At 49.8% G+C, this 16,321-nt stretch carries 15 protein-coding genes; 8 read left to right on the forward strand and 7 right to left on the reverse strand.

The annotated features are described in order from the left end of the window. Nucleotides 1-67: 67 nt before the first annotated feature. The 6 genes from nosZ (at nt 68) to DBY95_RS09505 (ending at nt 7,032) form a co-directional block, all read left to right on the forward strand. Entirely contained in the window at nt 68-2,035 is a 1,968-nt protein-coding gene (gene nosZ, locus DBY95_RS09480; RefSeq protein WP_036493194.1) for a TAT-dependent nitrous-oxide reductase, read from the forward strand. A gap of 198 nt (nt 2,036-2,233) precedes the next feature. Then, nucleotides 2,234-3,613 carry a nitrous oxide reductase family maturation protein NosD gene (locus DBY95_RS09485; protein ID WP_371459861.1) on the forward strand — a complete coding sequence of 460 codons (1,380 nt, stop codon included), beginning with the start codon at nt 2,234-2,236 and terminating at the stop codon, nt 3,611-3,613. Between the two features lie 56 nt (nt 3,614-3,669). Continuing rightward, nucleotides 3,670-4,569 (forward strand): ABC transporter ATP-binding protein, encoded by a 900-nt coding sequence (locus DBY95_RS09490; protein ID WP_107724146.1) that lies wholly within the window; start codon nt 3,670-3,672, stop codon nt 4,567-4,569. Next, nucleotides 4,566-5,396 carry an ABC transporter permease gene (locus DBY95_RS09495; protein ID WP_107724147.1) on the forward strand — a complete coding sequence of 277 codons (831 nt, stop codon included), beginning with the start codon at nt 4,566-4,568 and terminating at the stop codon, nt 5,394-5,396. The genes DBY95_RS09490 and DBY95_RS09495 overlap by 4 nt, the downstream gene beginning before the upstream one ends. Then, a complete protein-coding gene (locus tag DBY95_RS09500; protein WP_070695420.1) occupies nt 5,393-5,887 on the forward strand; it encodes a nitrous oxide reductase accessory protein NosL in 495 nt (164 codons plus the stop codon). The genes DBY95_RS09495 and DBY95_RS09500 overlap by 4 nt, the downstream gene beginning before the upstream one ends. A gap of 119 nt (nt 5,888-6,006) precedes the next feature. Continuing rightward, nucleotides 6,007-7,032 (forward strand): FAD:protein FMN transferase, encoded by a 1,026-nt coding sequence (locus DBY95_RS09505; protein WP_107724148.1) that lies wholly within the window; start codon nt 6,007-6,009, stop codon nt 7,030-7,032. A 591-nt stretch (nt 7,033-7,623) separates the two neighbouring features. On the opposite strand, the gene DBY95_RS09510 is transcribed toward DBY95_RS09505, so the two are convergent. The 5 genes from DBY95_RS09510 to ybeY form a co-directional block, all read right to left on the reverse strand. Next, a complete protein-coding gene (locus DBY95_RS09510; protein WP_063069214.1) occupies nt 7,624-8,535 on the reverse strand; it encodes a MetQ/NlpA family ABC transporter substrate-binding protein in 912 nt (303 codons plus the stop codon). A 197-nt stretch (nt 8,536-8,732) separates the two neighbouring features. Continuing rightward, a complete protein-coding gene (locus DBY95_RS09515) occupies nt 8,733-9,419 on the reverse strand; it encodes a methionine ABC transporter permease (protein ID WP_107724149.1) in 687 nt (228 codons plus the stop codon). A 1-nt stretch (nt 9,420) separates the two neighbouring features. Next, a complete protein-coding gene (locus DBY95_RS09520) occupies nt 9,421-10,158 on the reverse strand; it encodes a methionine ABC transporter ATP-binding protein (protein WP_107724150.1) in 738 nt (245 codons plus the stop codon). Then, nucleotides 10,155-10,997, reverse strand: a complete 843-nt coding sequence (locus DBY95_RS09525) for an HlyC/CorC family transporter (protein WP_070843481.1) — start codon at nt 10,995-10,997, stop codon at nt 10,155-10,157. The genes DBY95_RS09520 and DBY95_RS09525 overlap by 4 nt, the downstream gene beginning before the upstream one ends. Nucleotide 10,998: 1 nt before the next feature. Then, entirely contained in the window at nt 10,999-11,514 is a 516-nt protein-coding gene (gene ybeY, locus DBY95_RS09530) for an rRNA maturation RNase YbeY (protein WP_049344870.1), read from the reverse strand. 118 nt (nt 11,515-11,632) lie between these two features. On the opposite strand from ybeY, the gene hemC reads away from it, so the two are divergent. After that, nucleotides 11,633-12,568, forward strand: coding sequence for a hydroxymethylbilane synthase (gene hemC / locus DBY95_RS09535; RefSeq protein WP_107724173.1), 936 nt, complete (start codon nt 11,633-11,635; stop codon nt 12,566-12,568). A 62-nt stretch (nt 12,569-12,630) separates the two neighbouring features. Here the strand turns inward: hemC and yegQ are convergent, their stop codons facing one another. Then, complete coding sequence (yegQ, locus tag DBY95_RS09540) at nt 12,631-13,986, reverse strand: tRNA 5-hydroxyuridine modification protein YegQ (protein WP_003679384.1); 1,356 nt, start codon at nt 13,984-13,986, stop codon at nt 12,631-12,633. 326 nt (nt 13,987-14,312) lie between these two features. Between yegQ and DBY95_RS09545 the strand changes: the two genes are divergently transcribed. Next, on the forward strand, nt 14,313-15,059 hold the full coding sequence (locus tag DBY95_RS09545) for an amino acid ABC transporter permease (RefSeq protein WP_107724151.1): 747 nt from the start codon (nt 14,313-14,315) through the stop codon (nt 15,057-15,059). Between the two features lie 79 nt (nt 15,060-15,138). On the opposite strand, the gene nagZ is transcribed toward DBY95_RS09545, so the two are convergent. Then, nucleotides 15,139-16,224, reverse strand: a complete 1,086-nt coding sequence (gene nagZ, locus DBY95_RS09550) for a beta-N-acetylhexosaminidase (protein ID WP_107724152.1) — start codon at nt 16,222-16,224, stop codon at nt 15,139-15,141. Between the last annotated feature and the right edge of the window lie 97 nt (nt 16,225-16,321).

Raw genomic sequence — 16,321 nt, forward strand, 5'->3', positions numbered from 1 at the left:
TTAGAAAATTTTTCATCGGCAGGCCGTCTGAAAAATCGGCCGCCGGATTTTATCCAAGGAGTGTCGTATGTCAGACGAAAAATTAGAACAAAACGGCTTAAGCCGTCGTTCATTCTTAGGTACTGCCGCTGCTTCCGGTGCAGGTATTGCCGGTGCCGGTTTGTTGGGCTTGGCCGGTTGCTCTAACGGCGAGGGTGATAAAGCTGCTGCTTCCGGTGCTGCACCTGCCGAAAAAGCCGCTGCTCATTCTGCCGAGCCGGGCAAACAAACTTCCGAAGTCGGTCCAGGCGAGCTTGACCAATACTACGGTTTCTTGTCAGGCGGTCAATCAGGCGAAATGCGCTTGATCGGCGTACCTTCTATGCGTGAGTTGATGCGTATCCCTGTGTTCAATATGGACAGCGCTACCGGTTGGGGTCGTACCAACGAGAGCCTGCGTATTTTGAATGAAAAAATTACGCCGGAAACCCGTAAATTCCTGCAAGACAGCGGTCTGCGCTGCTACCCTAACGGCGACTTGCACCACCCGCACTTGTCTTTTACCGATCAAACTTACGACGGCCGCTATGCATATGCCAACGATAAAGCAAACAACCGCGTTTGCCGTATCCGCTTGGATGTGATGAAAACCGATAAAATCGTTGAAATCCCAAACGTTTCAGGTGTTCACGGTCTGCGTCCTCAACGCTATCCGAAAACTGGCTACGTATTTGCCAACGGCGAGCATATCGTTCCTGTTGACGGCGTAGGCAAATGGGATGATCCTAAAACTTGGAATGCCGTTTATACTGCAGTTGACGGCGAAACCATGGACATCGCATGGCAAGTATTGGTAGACGGTAACTTGGATAATGGCGATGCCGACTACCAAGGTAAATACTCTTTCTCTACCTGCTATAACTCTGAGCGCGCTCTGACTGTACAAGGTGCATCTTCTAACGAACAAGACTGGTGTGTGGTATTTAACCTGGCCGCCATCGAAGAAGGCATCAAAAAAGGCGACTTCAAAGAAGTTAACGGCGTGAAAATGTTGGACGGTCGTGCGGAAGCCAACTCTCCATACACTCGTTACATCCCGGTTCCTAACTCTCCTCACGGCTGTAATGCAAGCCCTGACGGCAAATACATTATGCTCAACGGTAAACTGTCTCCAACCGTTACCGTATTGGATGTCAGCAAACTGGATGACTTGTTTGCAGGTAAAATCAAAGAGCGCGATGTTGTTGTAGCCGAGCCTCAACTGGGTCTTGGCCCATTACACACTGCATTTGACGGTCGCGGCAATGCTTATACTACATTGTTTATCGACAGCCAAATGGTGAAATGGAACATTGACGATGCGATTAAAGCCTATAAAGGCGAGAAAATCGATCCGATCAAACAAAAACTCGACGTTCACTATCAACCGGGCCACAACCACACTACCATGGGCGAAACCAAAGAAGCCGACGGTAAATGGTTGGTATCTTTGAACAAGTTCTCTAAAGACCGCTTCTTGAATGCCGGTCCTTTGAAACCTGAGTGTGACCAATTGATCGATATCTCCGGCGACGAAATGCGTCTGGTGCATGACAATCCGACTTTTGCCGAACCACACGACTTGTGCTTGGTTGCCGCGTCTAAAGTGAACCCAAGCAAAACTTGGGACCGCAAAGACCCATGGTTCTGGCAAGAAGCTTTGGAACAAGCTCAAAAAGACGGTGTTGAGCTGGAAAAAGCTGCCAAAGTCGTACGTGAAGGCAACAAAGTACGCGTGTACATGACTGCCGTTGCGCCTGCTTACAGCGTTCCTCAATTTGAAGTGAACCAAGGCGACGAAGTTACCGTATATGTAACCAACGTTGAGACCATTGAAGACTTGACTCACGGCTTTACTTTGGAAGGTTATGGCATTGCTATGGAGATTGGCCCGCAAGCTACATCTTCTGTAACCTTCAAGGCTGTCCGTCCAGGTGTACACTGGTACTACTGCCAATGGTTCTGCCACGCATTGCACATGGAAATGTCTGGCCAAATGATTGTTAAACCAAAATAATTTCGGTTTGATGATTTAATTCTTCAGGCCGTCTGAAAAAACATTCTTTCAGACGGCCTTTATAGCAAAGTTGTTTGTCGGCCGATATGGCCACAAAATGAAAGCCATCATCAGACAGCTTTGCTATAACACCAAAATACCTGTTTCCGCATCGGTTTATCATGCGGCAAGCAGGCCGTCTGAAACAGAGATATGATTATGACGCACACACAAATCCATCGTTCCAAATGGCAACGTGCCGCACTCGTATTGCTGCTTGGCAGCATGGTTCAGACGGCCTTTGCCGCAGTCATCAACGTATCCGCACAAGACAATCTCAATGATGCTTTGGCGCGCGCCCAAGCCGGCGATACGCTCAAGCTTGCCTCCGGTGCATACAAAACCAAACTCTATATCGACAAACCCATTACCATCGAAGGCCCTGCCGACCGTTCCGCCAAGATTGTCGGCGACCGGAGCGGGAGGACGGTTGCCGTTCATGCGCCTGATGTAACTTTGCGCAATCTGACTGTTTCCCATTCCGGCATGAGTTTGCCAGCAATGGATGCCGGTATCTATTTAGAAGAGACGGCAACGCGCGCACTGGTGGAGCATAACAACATCATCGACAATTCCGTCGGCGTGTATATTCACGGTGCGGCAGAATCCATGGTGCGGGAAAATAAAATCATCGGCGATGCAACCCTGCGCGTCAACGAACGCGGCAACGGCGTAACCGTCTGGAATGCGCCCGGTGCGCAAGTGGTCGATAACGATATTTCCAAAGGCCGTGACGGTATTTTTTCAAATACCAGTACTCATAATACCTACAAAGGCAACCGCTTTAGCGACTTGCGCTTTGCCGTCCATTATATGTACACCAATGACAGCGAAGTCAGCAACAATATCTCCGTCGGCAACAACATGGGTTATGTGCTGATGTTTTCCGAACGCCTGAAAGTGTATGGCAACATTGCCGTTGGCAGCCGCGACCAAGGCATTATGCTCAACTACGTCAATTATTCCGAAATTCACGATAATGTGATCAACAAGGCAGGCAAATGCGTGTTTGCCTACAATGCCAACTACAATAAAATTTTCGACAACCATTTTGAAAACTGTCAAATCGGTATTCACTTTACCGCGGCCATTGAAGGCACAAGCCTGTTCAATAATTCGTTTATCAACAACGAAAGCCAAGTCAAATACGTCAGCACCCGTTTCCTTGATTGGGGCGAGGGTGGTCGCGGCAACTATTGGAGCGATAACAGCGCCTTTGACCTTGACGGCGACGGCTTCGGCGACAGTGCCTACCGTCCCAACGGGATTATCGACCAAATCATCTGGCGCGCACCCGTCGCCCGGTTATTGATGAACAGCCCTGCCATCAGCATTGTCAAATGGGCGCAATCGCAATTTCCCGCCATCCTGCCTGGCGGCGTAATTGACAGCAAGCCTTTGATGAACCCTGTCCGCAATAAAACGACAACCAAATACGAAGCCATGAAGGACGAATTGCTGCATGAAGCAAAAACGCACCAATCCGAATGGGGTAATGCCGAAAACGGTGCGCTGACAGGCGGAAATGCCAATATGTAACCTTTCAGACGGCCCAATATCAAAGGCCGTCTGAAACATTCACTAGAGGAATATCCATGAGCAGTACCAACCACGTTGAATTGAGAAACGTGACCAAGCAGTTTGGCAGCCAAAAGGCCGTCAATCAAGTCGATCTGGTTCTCAAGGCTGGCGAGAGCGTCGGCATGGCAGGACACAACGGTGCAGGCAAATCTACCATTATGAAGCTGATACTCGGCCTGATTACGCCGACCAAGGGCGAAGTGATGCTTTTGGGAGAGCCGACCGGCAGTAAAGCAGGGGCGCAGCGTCGCAGCCAAATCGGTTACCTGCCTGAAACGGTTGCATTGCACCCTTCATTGACCGGTATCGAAACCATGGATTTCTATGCCAAACTTAAAAAACAGCCCCTGAGTAAAAACCGCGAATTGCTCGAGCGTGTCGGCATTTCCCAGGCCGCACGCCGCCGCGTCGGCACTTACTCTAAAGGTATGCGACAACGCCTCGCTTTGGCACAAGCCTTGTTGGGCGAGCCTAAAGTTTTATTGTTTGACGAGCCGACTACCGGCCTTGATCCGGCTTCACGTCAAATGTTTTACGAAGTTGTGCGCGAACTCAATGGGCGCGGTGCAACCGTATTGCTCAGCACCCATGCACTGGCCGAGCTTGACGGCCACGCCGATCGCATCATCGTTATGAAAAACGGCGTGAAAGTTGCCGACGGCAGCATGGATGAGTTGCATGTTCAAAGCGGCCTGCCGCTGACCGTCAACGTCTGCTTGAAAGAAGCGCGCCCGTTGAGCGAGCGTTGGCATCTGCTTTCAGACGGCCTGTCATATCAAGCACAATGTAAAGCAGAAGAGCGTATGGCTCTTTTGAGCGAATTGGGTGATTTGGGCAGTCTTGCCTACATCGATATCCACACGCCTACACTTGACGATATGTACGCGCAATTCTTGAAGAGGGAAGACGTATGAACCCCGTTTGGATTATTACCGGCAAAGAAGTCCGCGACAGCCTGCGCAACCGTTGGGTTCTTGCCGCCGCACTTTTGCTTGCCGCATTGGCACTGTCATTAGGCTTTCTCGGCAGCTCGCCTACCGGTTCGGTCAAGGTTGATCCCTTGACGGTAACCGTAGTCAGTCTCTCTAGCCTGTCGATTTTCCTGATTCCGCTGATTGCGATGTTGCTCTCTTATGATGCACTGATTGGCGAAATCGAGCGCGGTACAATGGCTTTGCTGCTAAGTTACCCCATCTCGCGCAACCAAATCCTTGCCGGTAAATTTATCGGCCACCTCATCATTCTTGCCCTTGCTACCACGGCAGGCTACGGATTGGCAGGTATTACCCTTCAGCTTGCCAACGGCGGTTTTGATATTGCCGCATGGCAGCCTTTCGCCCTCTTGATTGCTGCCAGCGTGATTCTTGGCGCAGCCTTTTTGTCCATGGGCTATTTGATCAGCGCAAAAGTTAAAGAACGCGGTACCGCCGCCGGTATCGCCATCGGCGTATGGTTGTTTTTTGTGGTGATTTTCGATATGGCGCTTTTGGGTGTTTTGGTTGCCGATACCGAACAAGTCATTACCGCGCCTGTAGTGGAAACCGTTCTTTTGTTCAACCCTGCAGACATTTATCGCCTACTGAACCTGACGGGTTACGAAAATACAGCCATGTATGCCGGCATGGCGGGTTTGAGCGAACAAATCAGCCTGACTATGCCGGTTTTGCTGACGGCACAGGTATTATGGGTTATCATTCCTTTGAATTTAGCCGCCTGGCTTTTCGGAAAGCGACAAATATGAGAAAAATATTATTGACAACCTTCACACTCATCGCATTGGCAGCCTGCAGCAAGCAGGACAACAGCCCTCCGCCTGCACCCCAACAAATCAGCGACAGCGCAGTGGGTCATTACTGCAGCATGAATTTGACTGAACACAACGGCCCTAAAGCGCAAATCTTCTTGAACGGCAAACCTGACAAACCAGTTTGGTTTTCCACCATCAAGCAGATGTTCGGTTATACAAAGCTGCCCGAAGAGCCTAAAGGCATTCATGTCATCTATGTTACCGATATGGGCAAAGTCAAAGATTGGGAAAAACCCAATGCTGACGCCGAATGGATAGATGCGAAAAAAGCCTATTACGTCATCGAAAGCAGCTTTATCGGCGGCATGGGTGCGGAAGACGCGCTTCCGTTTGCCGACAAGGCTCAGGCTGAAAAATTCGCCAAAGAAAAAGGCGGCAGAGTAGTCGGTTTTGCAGAGATGCCCGACGAATACATTTTCAAATAAAACAATCAATAAAAGGCCGTCTGAAACAGTTTCAGACGGCCTTTGTATTGGAAGCTGCCGATTGATGATTTAATGAATGCGGCTTTCAATGTAAAGATAAAAAATCCAAGGAATACTCCATGTCCACCCCTTTAACGCGCCGCCGTTTCCTTGCCATCGCCGCCACACTTGCTGCCGGTGTCGGCATTCCCTTTGCCATCAGCCGAAAAACCAATCGGCCGACTCATTTAGCCGGCCCGAATCAAGAAGGGCAGCCTGTTATCTGGAAAGGGATTGCATTAGGCTCAGGTGCAGAATTGCGTTTGTTCGGTATTGGGCGCAGGCAGGCGGAGATACTGGTCAACAAAGTATTGGCGGAAGTTTCACGGTTGGAAAAAATCTTCAGCCTGTATCGGGACGACAGCCTAATAAGCCGTTTAAACCGAGAAGGCCGTCTGAAAAATCCGCCATCCGATTTTTTACAGCTGCTCAGTATCAGCCGAGATATCCATCAGCTGACGCAGGGTGCATTTGATCCCAGCATTCAGCCATTGTGGAATCTGTATGCCGATCATTTCAGACGAAACCCTAAAACCGAAACGCCGCCATCTGAACGCAGTATCAAAGACACGCTCAAATTAGTGGATTTCAACAAAGTCGATTTTGATACCAAAGAAATCCGTTTTGCCCAAAAAGGCATGGGCCTGTCGCTCAACGGCATTGCGCAGGGCTATATCACCGACAAAGTAGCTGAATTGTTGAAGCAGCAAGGCGTTACCCAGGCATTGATTGATATGGGGGAGATTTACGGCTTTGATAATGCCAACCAGCGCGAGTGGAATGTCAGCATTCGCAATCCCGACCAAGAAGACCAAATCCTGACCACCATTGCCATGAAAAATCAAGCGTTTGCCACATCGGGCGGCTATGGCACGGTGATGGACGAGGCAGGCAAATTTACCCATCTGTTTGACCCGCGCACAGGAGGAAGCCAGCCGCGCTATAAAAGCATGAGCGTTATGGCGGAAAGTGCGGCAGTTGCCGATGCTTTTTCTACCGCATTTTCTATTATGGATGAAGCGGCCATCCGAGCAGCGGCCCAAGTTAAAAAGGCACAGGTTTGGCTGGTGATGCCGAATAATGAATTGAAGAAGATTGGAGACTGAGGGAAGGGCGGCCTTGCCTGCGATTTTGACTATGTGTATAGGACAGGGAAGGCTTGGTTGCTGAAAAAATGGAGGATAAAAAAGAAGGGCTGCCCAAGGGGGCAACCCTGAAACTCTTGCAGCTGGGAGTAATTAGCAAGAGATTACGACACTTAAAACAAAAATTCACTCATTTCAAAGCACGAAGCTTTAATATCTAAGCAAAACGGTATTTCGACCGCTCAAACCCCTTCGATACGGAGAAACACAACATATATGGGAAAATCCGACAAAGTGGTTTGAAGCAATTCAGATGAACGGTCTGTAATGCAGATAACCGGATGTCTTTAGATGAACGGTATAATATCAGGATAAGCGGAACATTACTAGTGAATATTATAAAAAAATAGAATAATTCATTTAGTGATTGATTATATTGAATAAAAACATAATTTCTTATTGAACTTTTTTACAACATATTGATTTGGTTTTAAAAAGGGAATTGTGTAAGTATTTGGTGTTAATCAAAAAACTTGTTTTGAGCTTTGAAAATAGATAATCAATAGAAAAAGGCCGTCTGAATGTTCAGACGGCCTTTTTTCAAAAAGTCACTTATTTGGTTGCAGAAGCAGTAGAAGCAGCTTCGGCTTGAGCACCTGCAGCTGCGTTTTCACCCCATGCAGCAGGATATTTGTAACCGGCAAAGCGTTTTTGTGAGTAGGCTTTGAACTCGTCAGAGTTGTAGGCTTCGGTTACATCTTTCAGCCATTGGCTGTCTTTGTCGGCAGTGCGGACGGCAGACCAGTTAACGTAGGCAAAGCTTGGCTCTTGGAACAGGGCTTCGGTCAGTTTCATGCCGCTGCTCATGGCGTAGTTGCCGTTAACGATGGCAAAGTCAACGTCGGCACGGCTGCGTGGCAGTTGGGCGGCTTCAAGCTCTACGATTTGGATATTTTTTGGATTCTCGGCAATATCGTTTTTAGAAGCAGTCAGCGGATCAACGTCGGCTTTCAGTTTAATCCAGCCCAATTCGTTCAACATAACCAATGCACGGGCAAAGTTAGATGGGTCGTTAGGTGCAGAAACGCTGACGCCGTCTTTCACTTCGTCCAAAGATTTCAGTTTGCCAGGGTACAGGCCCAAAGGTGCAGTCGGTACTTGGAAGGCCTCAGTGATGTCGAGTTTGTGTTCTTTTTTGAAGTTGTCCAGATAAGGTTTGTGTTGGAAGATGTTGATGTCCAATTCGCCTTCAGCCAAAGCAAGGTTGGGGCGCACATAGTCGGTGAACTCGATCAGTTTGACTTTATAGCCTTTTTTCTCCAAAGCCGGTTGGATTTGGTCTTTAACCATATCGCCGAAGTCGCCGACGGTTGTACCGAAGACGATTTCTTTTTTCTCTGCGCCGTTGTCGGCAGAAGAAGCAGCAGAAGCAGCAGGCGCGCTGTCTTTTTGACCGCCGCAGGCAGCCAGTACGATGGCCAGCGCAGCGGCTGAAAGGGTTTTGAAGAATGTGTTGGTTTGCATATTTTGCTCCTGATGGATGATAAAACGGTTTAAGACGGCCTCAAGCTGCCGCCGTCAAAAAAAGAGGGATTGTAAATCTATTTTGGAAATATGAGGATGTTTTTTGTAAATTTATTTGGAATATATATCCTAATATGTTCTAAACAGATAACAGGCCGTCTGAAAAATAGTAAGTCCATTTCAGACGGCCTGTTTGCTTAACGTTTGTCCAGTTTGCGCGCCAATCTGTTGCCGATACCTTGAATCAGGATAACGAGTAAAACCAGGATGGCGACGATGAAAATGATGACTTCCATTTGATAGCGGTAGTAGCCGTAACGGATGGCAAGGTCGCCCAAGCCGCCGCCGCCAATCATGCCTGCCGCCGCGCTGTACGACAGAAGGCCGATAGCCAGTACGGTAATGCTGGAAACCATACCTGCGCGTGCTTCATTCAAAAGCACTTTGCAGATGATGCTCATGGGTGAGGCTCCCATTGCAGAGGCTGCTTCAATCACGCCTCTGGGTACTTCGCGCAGGTTTTGCTCGACCAGACGGGCGAAGTAGAACAGGCCGGATACGCTCAATACCAATGAGGCGGCAACTGGGCCGATGGTCGTACCGATGATGGCGCGTGTAACAGGAATCATGGCAATCATCAGGATAACGAAAGGAAACGCGCGCATCAGGTTGACAATGTTGTCCAAAAATAAATTCAGCTGTTTGTTGTAGTGCAACTGATGACTTGACGTCACAAACAGCAATACGCCCAAAATCGTACCGAAGATAACGGCGAAAGTAGTCGATAGGCCGACCATAATAAAGGTTTCGCCTAAGGCTTGGATAATTTCGCCTTTCATGCTGACGATGGTCTCAACAGCACTTTCAAATGTTAAATCTGCCATATTAGTCCTCTCGAATCAGCTCTTGCCCGATTTCGGATTGGGCATGGATTTGGTTGCCGTGTACTTCAACGATTTCCAGCAGACGGCCTTTGTCCAAGAGGGCGGCACGGTCGCACAGGCGGCGGATAACGCTCATTTCGTGGGTAACGATGACGATGGTTACGTTGAAACGTCGGTTGATGTCTTCCAAACATTTCAAAACGCTGCGCGTAGTGGCGGGGTCGAGGGCGGAAGTGGGTTCGTCGGCGAGGATGACTTGAGGTTGCGGCGCTAACGCACGGGCAATGCCGACACGTTGTTTTTGACCGCCGGAAAGTTGGGATGGGTAATGGTTGGCGCGGTCTTGCAAATCGACGATTTCCAAACATTCTTCAACACGCGCTTGGATTTTTTTAGACGGCCATTTGGCAATTTCTAAAGGAAAAGCAACGTTTTCGGCAACGGTACGGTTGCTTAATAGGTTGAACTGTTGGAACACCATGCCGATGTTTTGTCGGGCGTGGCGCAGTTGCGTGGCGTTGAGCGCGGTCAGCTCTTGGCCGCATACGCTGACGCTACCTGTATCCGGACGTTCCAATAAGTTAATCAGGCGCAGCAGGGTGGATTTGCCTGCGCCGGAATAGCCCATCAGGCCGAAGATTTCTCCCTGTTTGATTTCGAGGCTGGTCGGCTCGACGGCGACAAAGTCTTTGTTGTCGCGTGTTTGATAGTGTTTGGAGACGTGATCCAGAATAATCATGGTTTATCCGTGTTTTCTTTAATTCGTGTGGCCATCAGGGTGTGCAGACGGCGGTTGTCGGCGCGTGCGACGGTAAATTGCAGGCTGCCGATGATGACTTTTTCGCCGCGTACGGGCAGGTGCCCCAATTCTTGAATGACCAGGCCGCCGATGGTGTCGGCTTCTTCGCTGCTGTATTCCGTGCCGAAAAAGGCGTTGATGTCTTCGATTTCGGTTGCGGCGTGGATACGCCAGCGTTCGGAAGAAACGGCGTGGATATTGTCGGCGCTGTCGTCTTCGTCAAACTCGTCTTCGATGTCGCCAACGATTTGCTCGATGATGTCTTCAAAGGTTACCAGGCCGGATGTGCCGCCGTATTCGTCAATGACAATCGCCATGTGGTTGCGTTGTTCGCGGAACTCTTTTAAAAGGGAGGCCAGTGATTTGCCTTCGGGAACGAAAACGGCAGGGCGTAAGACGGATTTCAGGTGAAACTGCTCGGGGTTGAACATATATTTGAGCAGGTCTTTGGCGTGCAAAATACCTAAAACCTCGTCTTTGTCTTCACCGATGACGGGGAAACGCGAATGGGCGGTTTCGATGATGTAGGCTGTGATGCGCTCGATGCTGTCGTTCTCTTTCAATACGTTCATGCGGCTGCGCGTAATCATGGCATCACGCACTTCCAGCTCGGCAAAGTCCAATACTTTTTCCAGCCGGGTCAGTGTGTCGGCATCAAAAACTTCCTGCTCGTGCGCTTGGCGCAGCAGGGTCAATACGTCTTCGGCGGAGTCGGGCTCGCCGGCAAGTCGGGAGATCAGGCGTTCGAAAAACTTGGGTTTCGACTGCGTACCGTCCATTTTAATATTCGTCCTCTTGGTAGGGGTTGGGGAAGCCTGCCGCCAGCATCAGGCGGATTTCTTCGGCTTCCATTATTTCGGCTTCATTGTCTTCGATGTGGTCGTAGCCCATCAGGTGTAAAGTACCGTGTATGGTCAGGTGGGCAAAATGCTGCTCAGGTGTTTTGCCTTGTTCGGCGGCCTCTTTCAAAACCACTTGCGGACAAATTACCAAATCGCCATACAAGCCGTCTGAAAACTGGTCGGGCAGGATTTCGCCTTCGTTGAGCGCGAAACTCAATACATTGGTGGCGTAATCCTTGCCGCGGTAGTCGCGGTTGTAGGCGCGGGCTTCTTCTTCGTCCAGAAGAATCAGGCTGATGTCTGCGCGGCGGTATTCGTTTTTCAAGGCCGACCACGCCCAGCGGTAGAAGTCGTTCTCTGACGGAAGGTTGGCGGCGGAAGAAGCGTTTTCAAAGCTCAGATGAAAACGTTGCCGCTGTAAGGATAAAAAAGGATATTTCTTGGCGCGTTTCATGTTGTCCGGAAAATTTGGTTTTTAGGTGTAAATATAACATATTCACCCCCATGCCGTCTGAAAAAACGCCCAAAATATGATAGACTTCATGCCGTTTTCCATCTTTCAGGCAACCATTATGAACCCGAAAAAACTCGTTATCGCCAGTCGCGAAAGCCTGCTTGCCATGTGGCAGGCAAAACACATCCAAGGCCGTCTGAAAGCCCTGTATCCCGATTGCGAAGTCGAGATTTTGGGCATGACCACGCGCGGCGACCAGATTTTGGACAGAACTTTGTCAAAAGTCGGCGGTAAAGGCTTGTTTGTCAAGGAGTTGGAACAGGCTTTGTATGACGGCCGGGCCGACTTGGCCGTGCATTCGATTAAAGATGTACCGATGGATTTGCCTGAAGGTTTCGCGCTTGCGGCCATCGGCGAACGCGCCAATCCGTTTGACGCATTTGTGTCCAACCAATACGCGCGTTTGGAAGAAATGCCCAAAGGCGCCGTCGTAGGCACATCCAGCCTGCGCCGCGAAGCCCAGTTGCGCGCGCGCTATCCGCATTTGGTTATCAAACCTTTGCGCGGTAATGTGCAAACCCGTTTGTCCAAACTCGATAACGGCGAATACGACGCGATTATTTTGGCTGCCGCCGGTTTGCAGCGTCTGGAATTGGACGAACGCATCCGCATGATTTTGTCGGAATCCGACAGTCTGCCTGCCGTCGGACAAGGCGCATTAGGTATTGAAATTGCAGCGCATCGCGAAGATTTATACGAAATCTTAAAGCCTTTGAACCACGATACCACACACGCCTGCGTTACGGCCGAACGTGCGTTGGCGCGCGCTTTGGGCGGAAGTTGCCAAGTGCCGCTGGCCGCATATTGCACTGAAGAAAACGGCTTGTTGACCTTGCGCGGCTTGGTCGGTCATCCTGACGGTTCGGTCATTTTGCAAGCGGACGCTCAAGCCCCTGCCGAATACGCCGATGCCTTGGGTCGTGCAGTCGCCAAAAAACTGGCGGATGATGGTGCGGAAGAATTGATTGCCGCCGTATTGCAAGAACAGGCTTAAAACAGCATAGATCATTTAAAAGGCCGTCTGAAAGTTTCAGACGGCCTTTATTTTGTTGATGCTTAAGGATTCATAATCCGCGCAACCAAAGCTTTTTCTTTGCCTTGCATATTCGGGATTTTGACCTGAATGCCGTTGCCTGGGGCAACATCGACAGGCTGGCCTTTGCGGGTCATTTGTTCCAATTTGATGGTTTGGTTGCCGCTCGGGTGGATGATTTCGAGTGAATCGCCGATGGCAAAGCGGTTTTTGACTTCGATGGTCGCCCAGCCGTTTTCATCGATTTCGGTAACGTGGCCGACATATTGGCTTTGTTTAGCGATGGAGTGGCCGGTCAGGTAGTTTTGGTAATCCTGAGTTTGGTGGCGCTCGAGGAAGCCGCTGGTGTAGCCACGGTTGGCAAGGCCTTCGAGTTCGCTCAACAGACTGTAATCAAACGGACGGCCTGCAACGGCATCATCAATCGCTTTGCGGTAGGACTGGGCTACGCGTGCAACATAATAGAGCGATTTGGTACGGCCTTCGACTTTGAGGCTGTCCACGCCGATTTTGGCCAGTTTCTCAACCACTTCAATACCGCGTAGGTCTTTGGAGTTCATGATGTAGGTGCCGTGTTCGTCTTCCATAATCGGCATCATTTCGCCGGGGCGGTTGGACTCTTCAATCAGGAAAACTTTGTCAGCGTATGGATGGCGTTTTTGACCGTTAATGCCTTCAAAGTTTTGGTTGGCTTCTTCTTGGGCTTTTTCAAAGTTGAAACCTTGCAGAAGTTGGGCATCGCCTGCATCGCTTTCAGTAGCGTTGTGAACCTTGTAATCCCAACGGCAGGAGTTGGTGCAGGTACCTTGGTTAGGGTCGCGGTGGTTGAAATAGCCCGACAATAGACAACGGCCGGAGTAGGCGATACACAATGCGCCGTGGATGAAGACTTCGAGTTCGATGTCGGGGCATTCTTGGCGGATTTCAGCAATTTCTTCCATGCTCAATTCGCGCGACAGGATGATACGTTCGACACCGATGTTCTGCCAGAATTTTACGCCCCAGTAGTTGGTGGTGTTTGCTTGAACGGATAGGTGGATCGGCATTTCCGGCCATTTTTCGCGCACGGTCATGATCAAACCCGGATCCGCCATAATCAGTGCGTCAGGTTTCATGGCAATCAAGGGCTCCATATCGGAAACGAAGGTTTTGAGTTTGGAGTTGTGCGGTAGCGTATTGACGGTCAGGAAGAATTTTTTGTTGCGCTCGTGCGCTTCTTTAATGCCTTGCTCGAGAACGTCAAGTTTGGCAAATTCGTTGTTGCGGGCGCGCAGGGAGTAACGCGGGCTGCCGGCGTAAACGGCATCTGCGCCGTAATCGTAGGCGGCGCGCATACGTTCAAGGCCACCTGCTGGCAATAAGAGTTCGGGTGCTTTCATGTTTTATGCTTTTTAAAATGTTTTCAGACGGCCTTTAAGGGAAGAGGGAAGGCCGTCTGAAAGATGTTTGAAGAATGGGCGGATTATCCGCTGTTTTTGTGTTTCGGTCAATTTTGTGTCGGGTTTGCGCTTTGTTTTTTATACGGAAAATGTCTTATATGATGAAAGGTGAAAAAGGGTATCAATTCATTGGAAATGTAAAAAAACAGGGTTGAGCGGAATAATTTAACAAAAAACCGTTCAAGCAATGTATTTTCTTGTAAAATATCAAGCTTCATTTTAAAAAATATTCGGATTAGTTACCGATTTTGACCGACGGAAGGTTTATGGATTTTCGTTTTGACATTATTTATGAATACCGCTGGATGTTTTTATACGGCGTATTGACGACGCTGGGGCTGACGGTGGTTGCAACGGCAGGCGGCTCGATTTTGGGTTTGCTGCTGGCATTGGCGCGTTTGATTAATCCGGAAAAAGCCGGTGCACCGATGCGTGCCTTGGCTTGGGTTTTGCGTAAGATTTCTTTTTGGTATGTGACGCTGTTTCGTGGTACGCCATTGTTTGTACAAATTGTGATTTGGGCTTATGTTTGGTTCCCATTTTTTGTTCATCCGGCCGACGGGGTATTGATTAGCGGCGAAGCAGCTGTTGATCTGCGCCGTTCTTATGGTGCGCTGATTGCCGGTTCTTTGGCTTTGGTTGCGAACTCGGGTGCGTATATTTGTGAAATTTTCCGTGCCGGTATTCAATCGATTGATAAAGGCCAAATGGAAGCTGCGCGTTCTTTGGGGCTGACCTATACTCAGGCGATGCGTTATGTGATTTTGCCGCAAGCTTTGCGCCGTATGTTGCCGCCATTGGCCAGTGAGTTTATTACGTTGTTGAAAGACAGCTCATTGCTTTCTGTTATCGGCGTGGCAGAGTTGGCTTATGTACAAAGCACGATTACCGGCCGCTATTCTGTCTATGAAGAGCCGCTTTATACAATCGCGCTGATTTATTTGGTGCTGACAAGCTTTTTGGGGTGGGTATTCCTGCGATTGGAAAGCCGTTACAATCCGCAACACCGCTAATCGGTTTGAATCAAAAAAAGGAAGACTTTTTCAAGTCTTCCTTTTTTTATTTGCCGTCAATGTTTCAGACGGCCTTAAATCAGAATGCTTCGCCGACTTTGACACCGCCTGCGATGTCTTTAGGCGTTGCCAGTTTGGCGGTTGCCAGTTTGGCGGCTTGAAATGCTTCGGTTGCCACGATGTCGGCAGCTTCTTGTACGGTCAATGTGTTGGCCATGTATTGCCAACGTGCTGCCAAGTCGGCGTTTGCCGGTGCGTGGAAACCGTCTCGCAATTCATCTACCAAGTCAGGGCGGTTGCACACCAGTACAATATCGCAGCCTGCTTCAAAAGAAAGGCGGGCGCGTTCTTTAATACCGCCGACACCGCACGCGCCTTCCATGGTCAGGTCGTCTGAAAAGATAACGCCGTTAAATCCGATTTCTTGGCGCAGGATTTGTTTCAGCCATTTTTCGGAGAAGCCGGCAGGTTGGCTGTCGATTTGCGGGTACACGACGTGAGCAGGCATGACTGCGGCCATACCTGCTTGGCTCAATGCGCGGAAGGGGATAAGGTCGGCGGCTTCGAGCGCTTCGCGGCTGCGTTCGTCGCAAGGCAGGACGTGATGGCTGTCGCCTTCGACAAAGCCGTGGCCGGGGAAGTGTTTGCCGCAAGATTTCATGCCGCCTTTGTTCAGGCCTTTTTGCAGGGCAAGGGCAAGCTGGGTAACGATGTTGGCGTCGCGGTGAAAACTGCGGTTGCCGATGACGGCGCATTGCCCCCAGTCCAAATCCAATACAGGTGTAAAGGATAGGTCGATACCGCAGGCGGAGAGTTCGGTAGCCAAAACCCAGCCGACTTGTTCTGCTTGGGCGCAGGCGGCTTCTTGGCCTTCGTTATCCCAAATTTCGCCCAATACGTTCATGGCCGGCAGGCGGGTGAAGCCGTCAATAAAACGTTGAACCCGTCCGCCTTCGTGGTCGACGGCGATGATGAGTTCAGGTGTGCGGACGGCTTTGATTTCTTGAACCAAGGCTTTGAGCTGGGAGACATTTTCAAAGTTGCGGCGGAACAAAATAACGCCACCGACGGCAGGGTCGAGCAGGCGTTGTTTTTCTTCTTTGGTCAGATGATAGGCGGCGACGTCAGCCATGACTGGGCCGCGTGGAAGATGAGGCGTATTCATTGTTTTGTCCTGAATAATGTATATATTGGATAATCGTTATGTTCAGACGGCCTGAGCGTGTAGGAATATCTCAGGCCGTCTGAATATTGGTTTTGAA

The sequence above is a fragment of the Neisseria subflava genome, assembly GCF_003044935.1.
Taxonomy (GTDB): Bacteria; Pseudomonadota; Gammaproteobacteria; order Burkholderiales; family Neisseriaceae; genus Neisseria; species Neisseria subflava_E.

Excerpts from the sequence above, each read along its gene's own strand:
- DBY95_RS09505 (WP_107724148.1), top strand. The coding sequence starts at position 6,007 with ATGTCCACCCCTTTAACGCGCCGCCGTTTCCTTGCCATCGCCGCCACA.
- DBY95_RS09510 (WP_063069214.1), bottom strand. The coding sequence starts at position 8,535 with ATGCAAACCAACACATTCTTCAAAACCCTTTCAGCCGCTGCGCTGGCC.
- DBY95_RS09545 (WP_107724151.1), top strand. The coding sequence starts at position 14,313 with ATGGATTTTCGTTTTGACATTATTTATGAATACCGCTGGATGTTTTTA.
- DBY95_RS09485 (WP_371459861.1), top strand. The coding sequence starts at position 2,234 with ATGACGCACACACAAATCCATCGTTCCAAATGGCAACGTGCCGCACTC.
- DBY95_RS09490 (WP_107724146.1), top strand. The coding sequence starts at position 3,670 with ATGAGCAGTACCAACCACGTTGAATTGAGAAACGTGACCAAGCAGTTT.
- DBY95_RS09500 (WP_070695420.1), top strand. The coding sequence starts at position 5,393 with ATGAGAAAAATATTATTGACAACCTTCACACTCATCGCATTGGCAGCC.
- DBY95_RS09515 (WP_107724149.1), bottom strand. The coding sequence starts at position 9,419 with ATGGCAGATTTAACATTTGAAAGTGCTGTTGAGACCATCGTCAGCATG.
- hemC (WP_107724173.1), top strand. The coding sequence starts at position 11,633 with ATGAACCCGAAAAAACTCGTTATCGCCAGTCGCGAAAGCCTGCTTGCC.
- nagZ (WP_107724152.1), bottom strand. The coding sequence starts at position 16,224 with ATGAATACGCCTCATCTTCCACGCGGCCCAGTCATGGCTGACGTCGCC.
- yegQ (WP_003679384.1), bottom strand. The coding sequence starts at position 13,986 with ATGAAAGCACCCGAACTCTTATTGCCAGCAGGTGGCCTTGAACGTATG.
- DBY95_RS09525 (WP_070843481.1), bottom strand. The coding sequence starts at position 10,997 with ATGGACGGTACGCAGTCGAAACCCAAGTTTTTCGAACGCCTGATCTCC.
- ybeY (WP_049344870.1), bottom strand. The coding sequence starts at position 11,514 with ATGAAACGCGCCAAGAAATATCCTTTTTTATCCTTACAGCGGCAACGT.
- nosZ (WP_036493194.1), top strand. The coding sequence starts at position 68 with ATGTCAGACGAAAAATTAGAACAAAACGGCTTAAGCCGTCGTTCATTC.
- DBY95_RS09520 (WP_107724150.1), bottom strand. The coding sequence starts at position 10,158 with ATGATTATTCTGGATCACGTCTCCAAACACTATCAAACACGCGACAAC.
- DBY95_RS09495 (WP_107724147.1), top strand. The coding sequence starts at position 4,566 with ATGAACCCCGTTTGGATTATTACCGGCAAAGAAGTCCGCGACAGCCTG.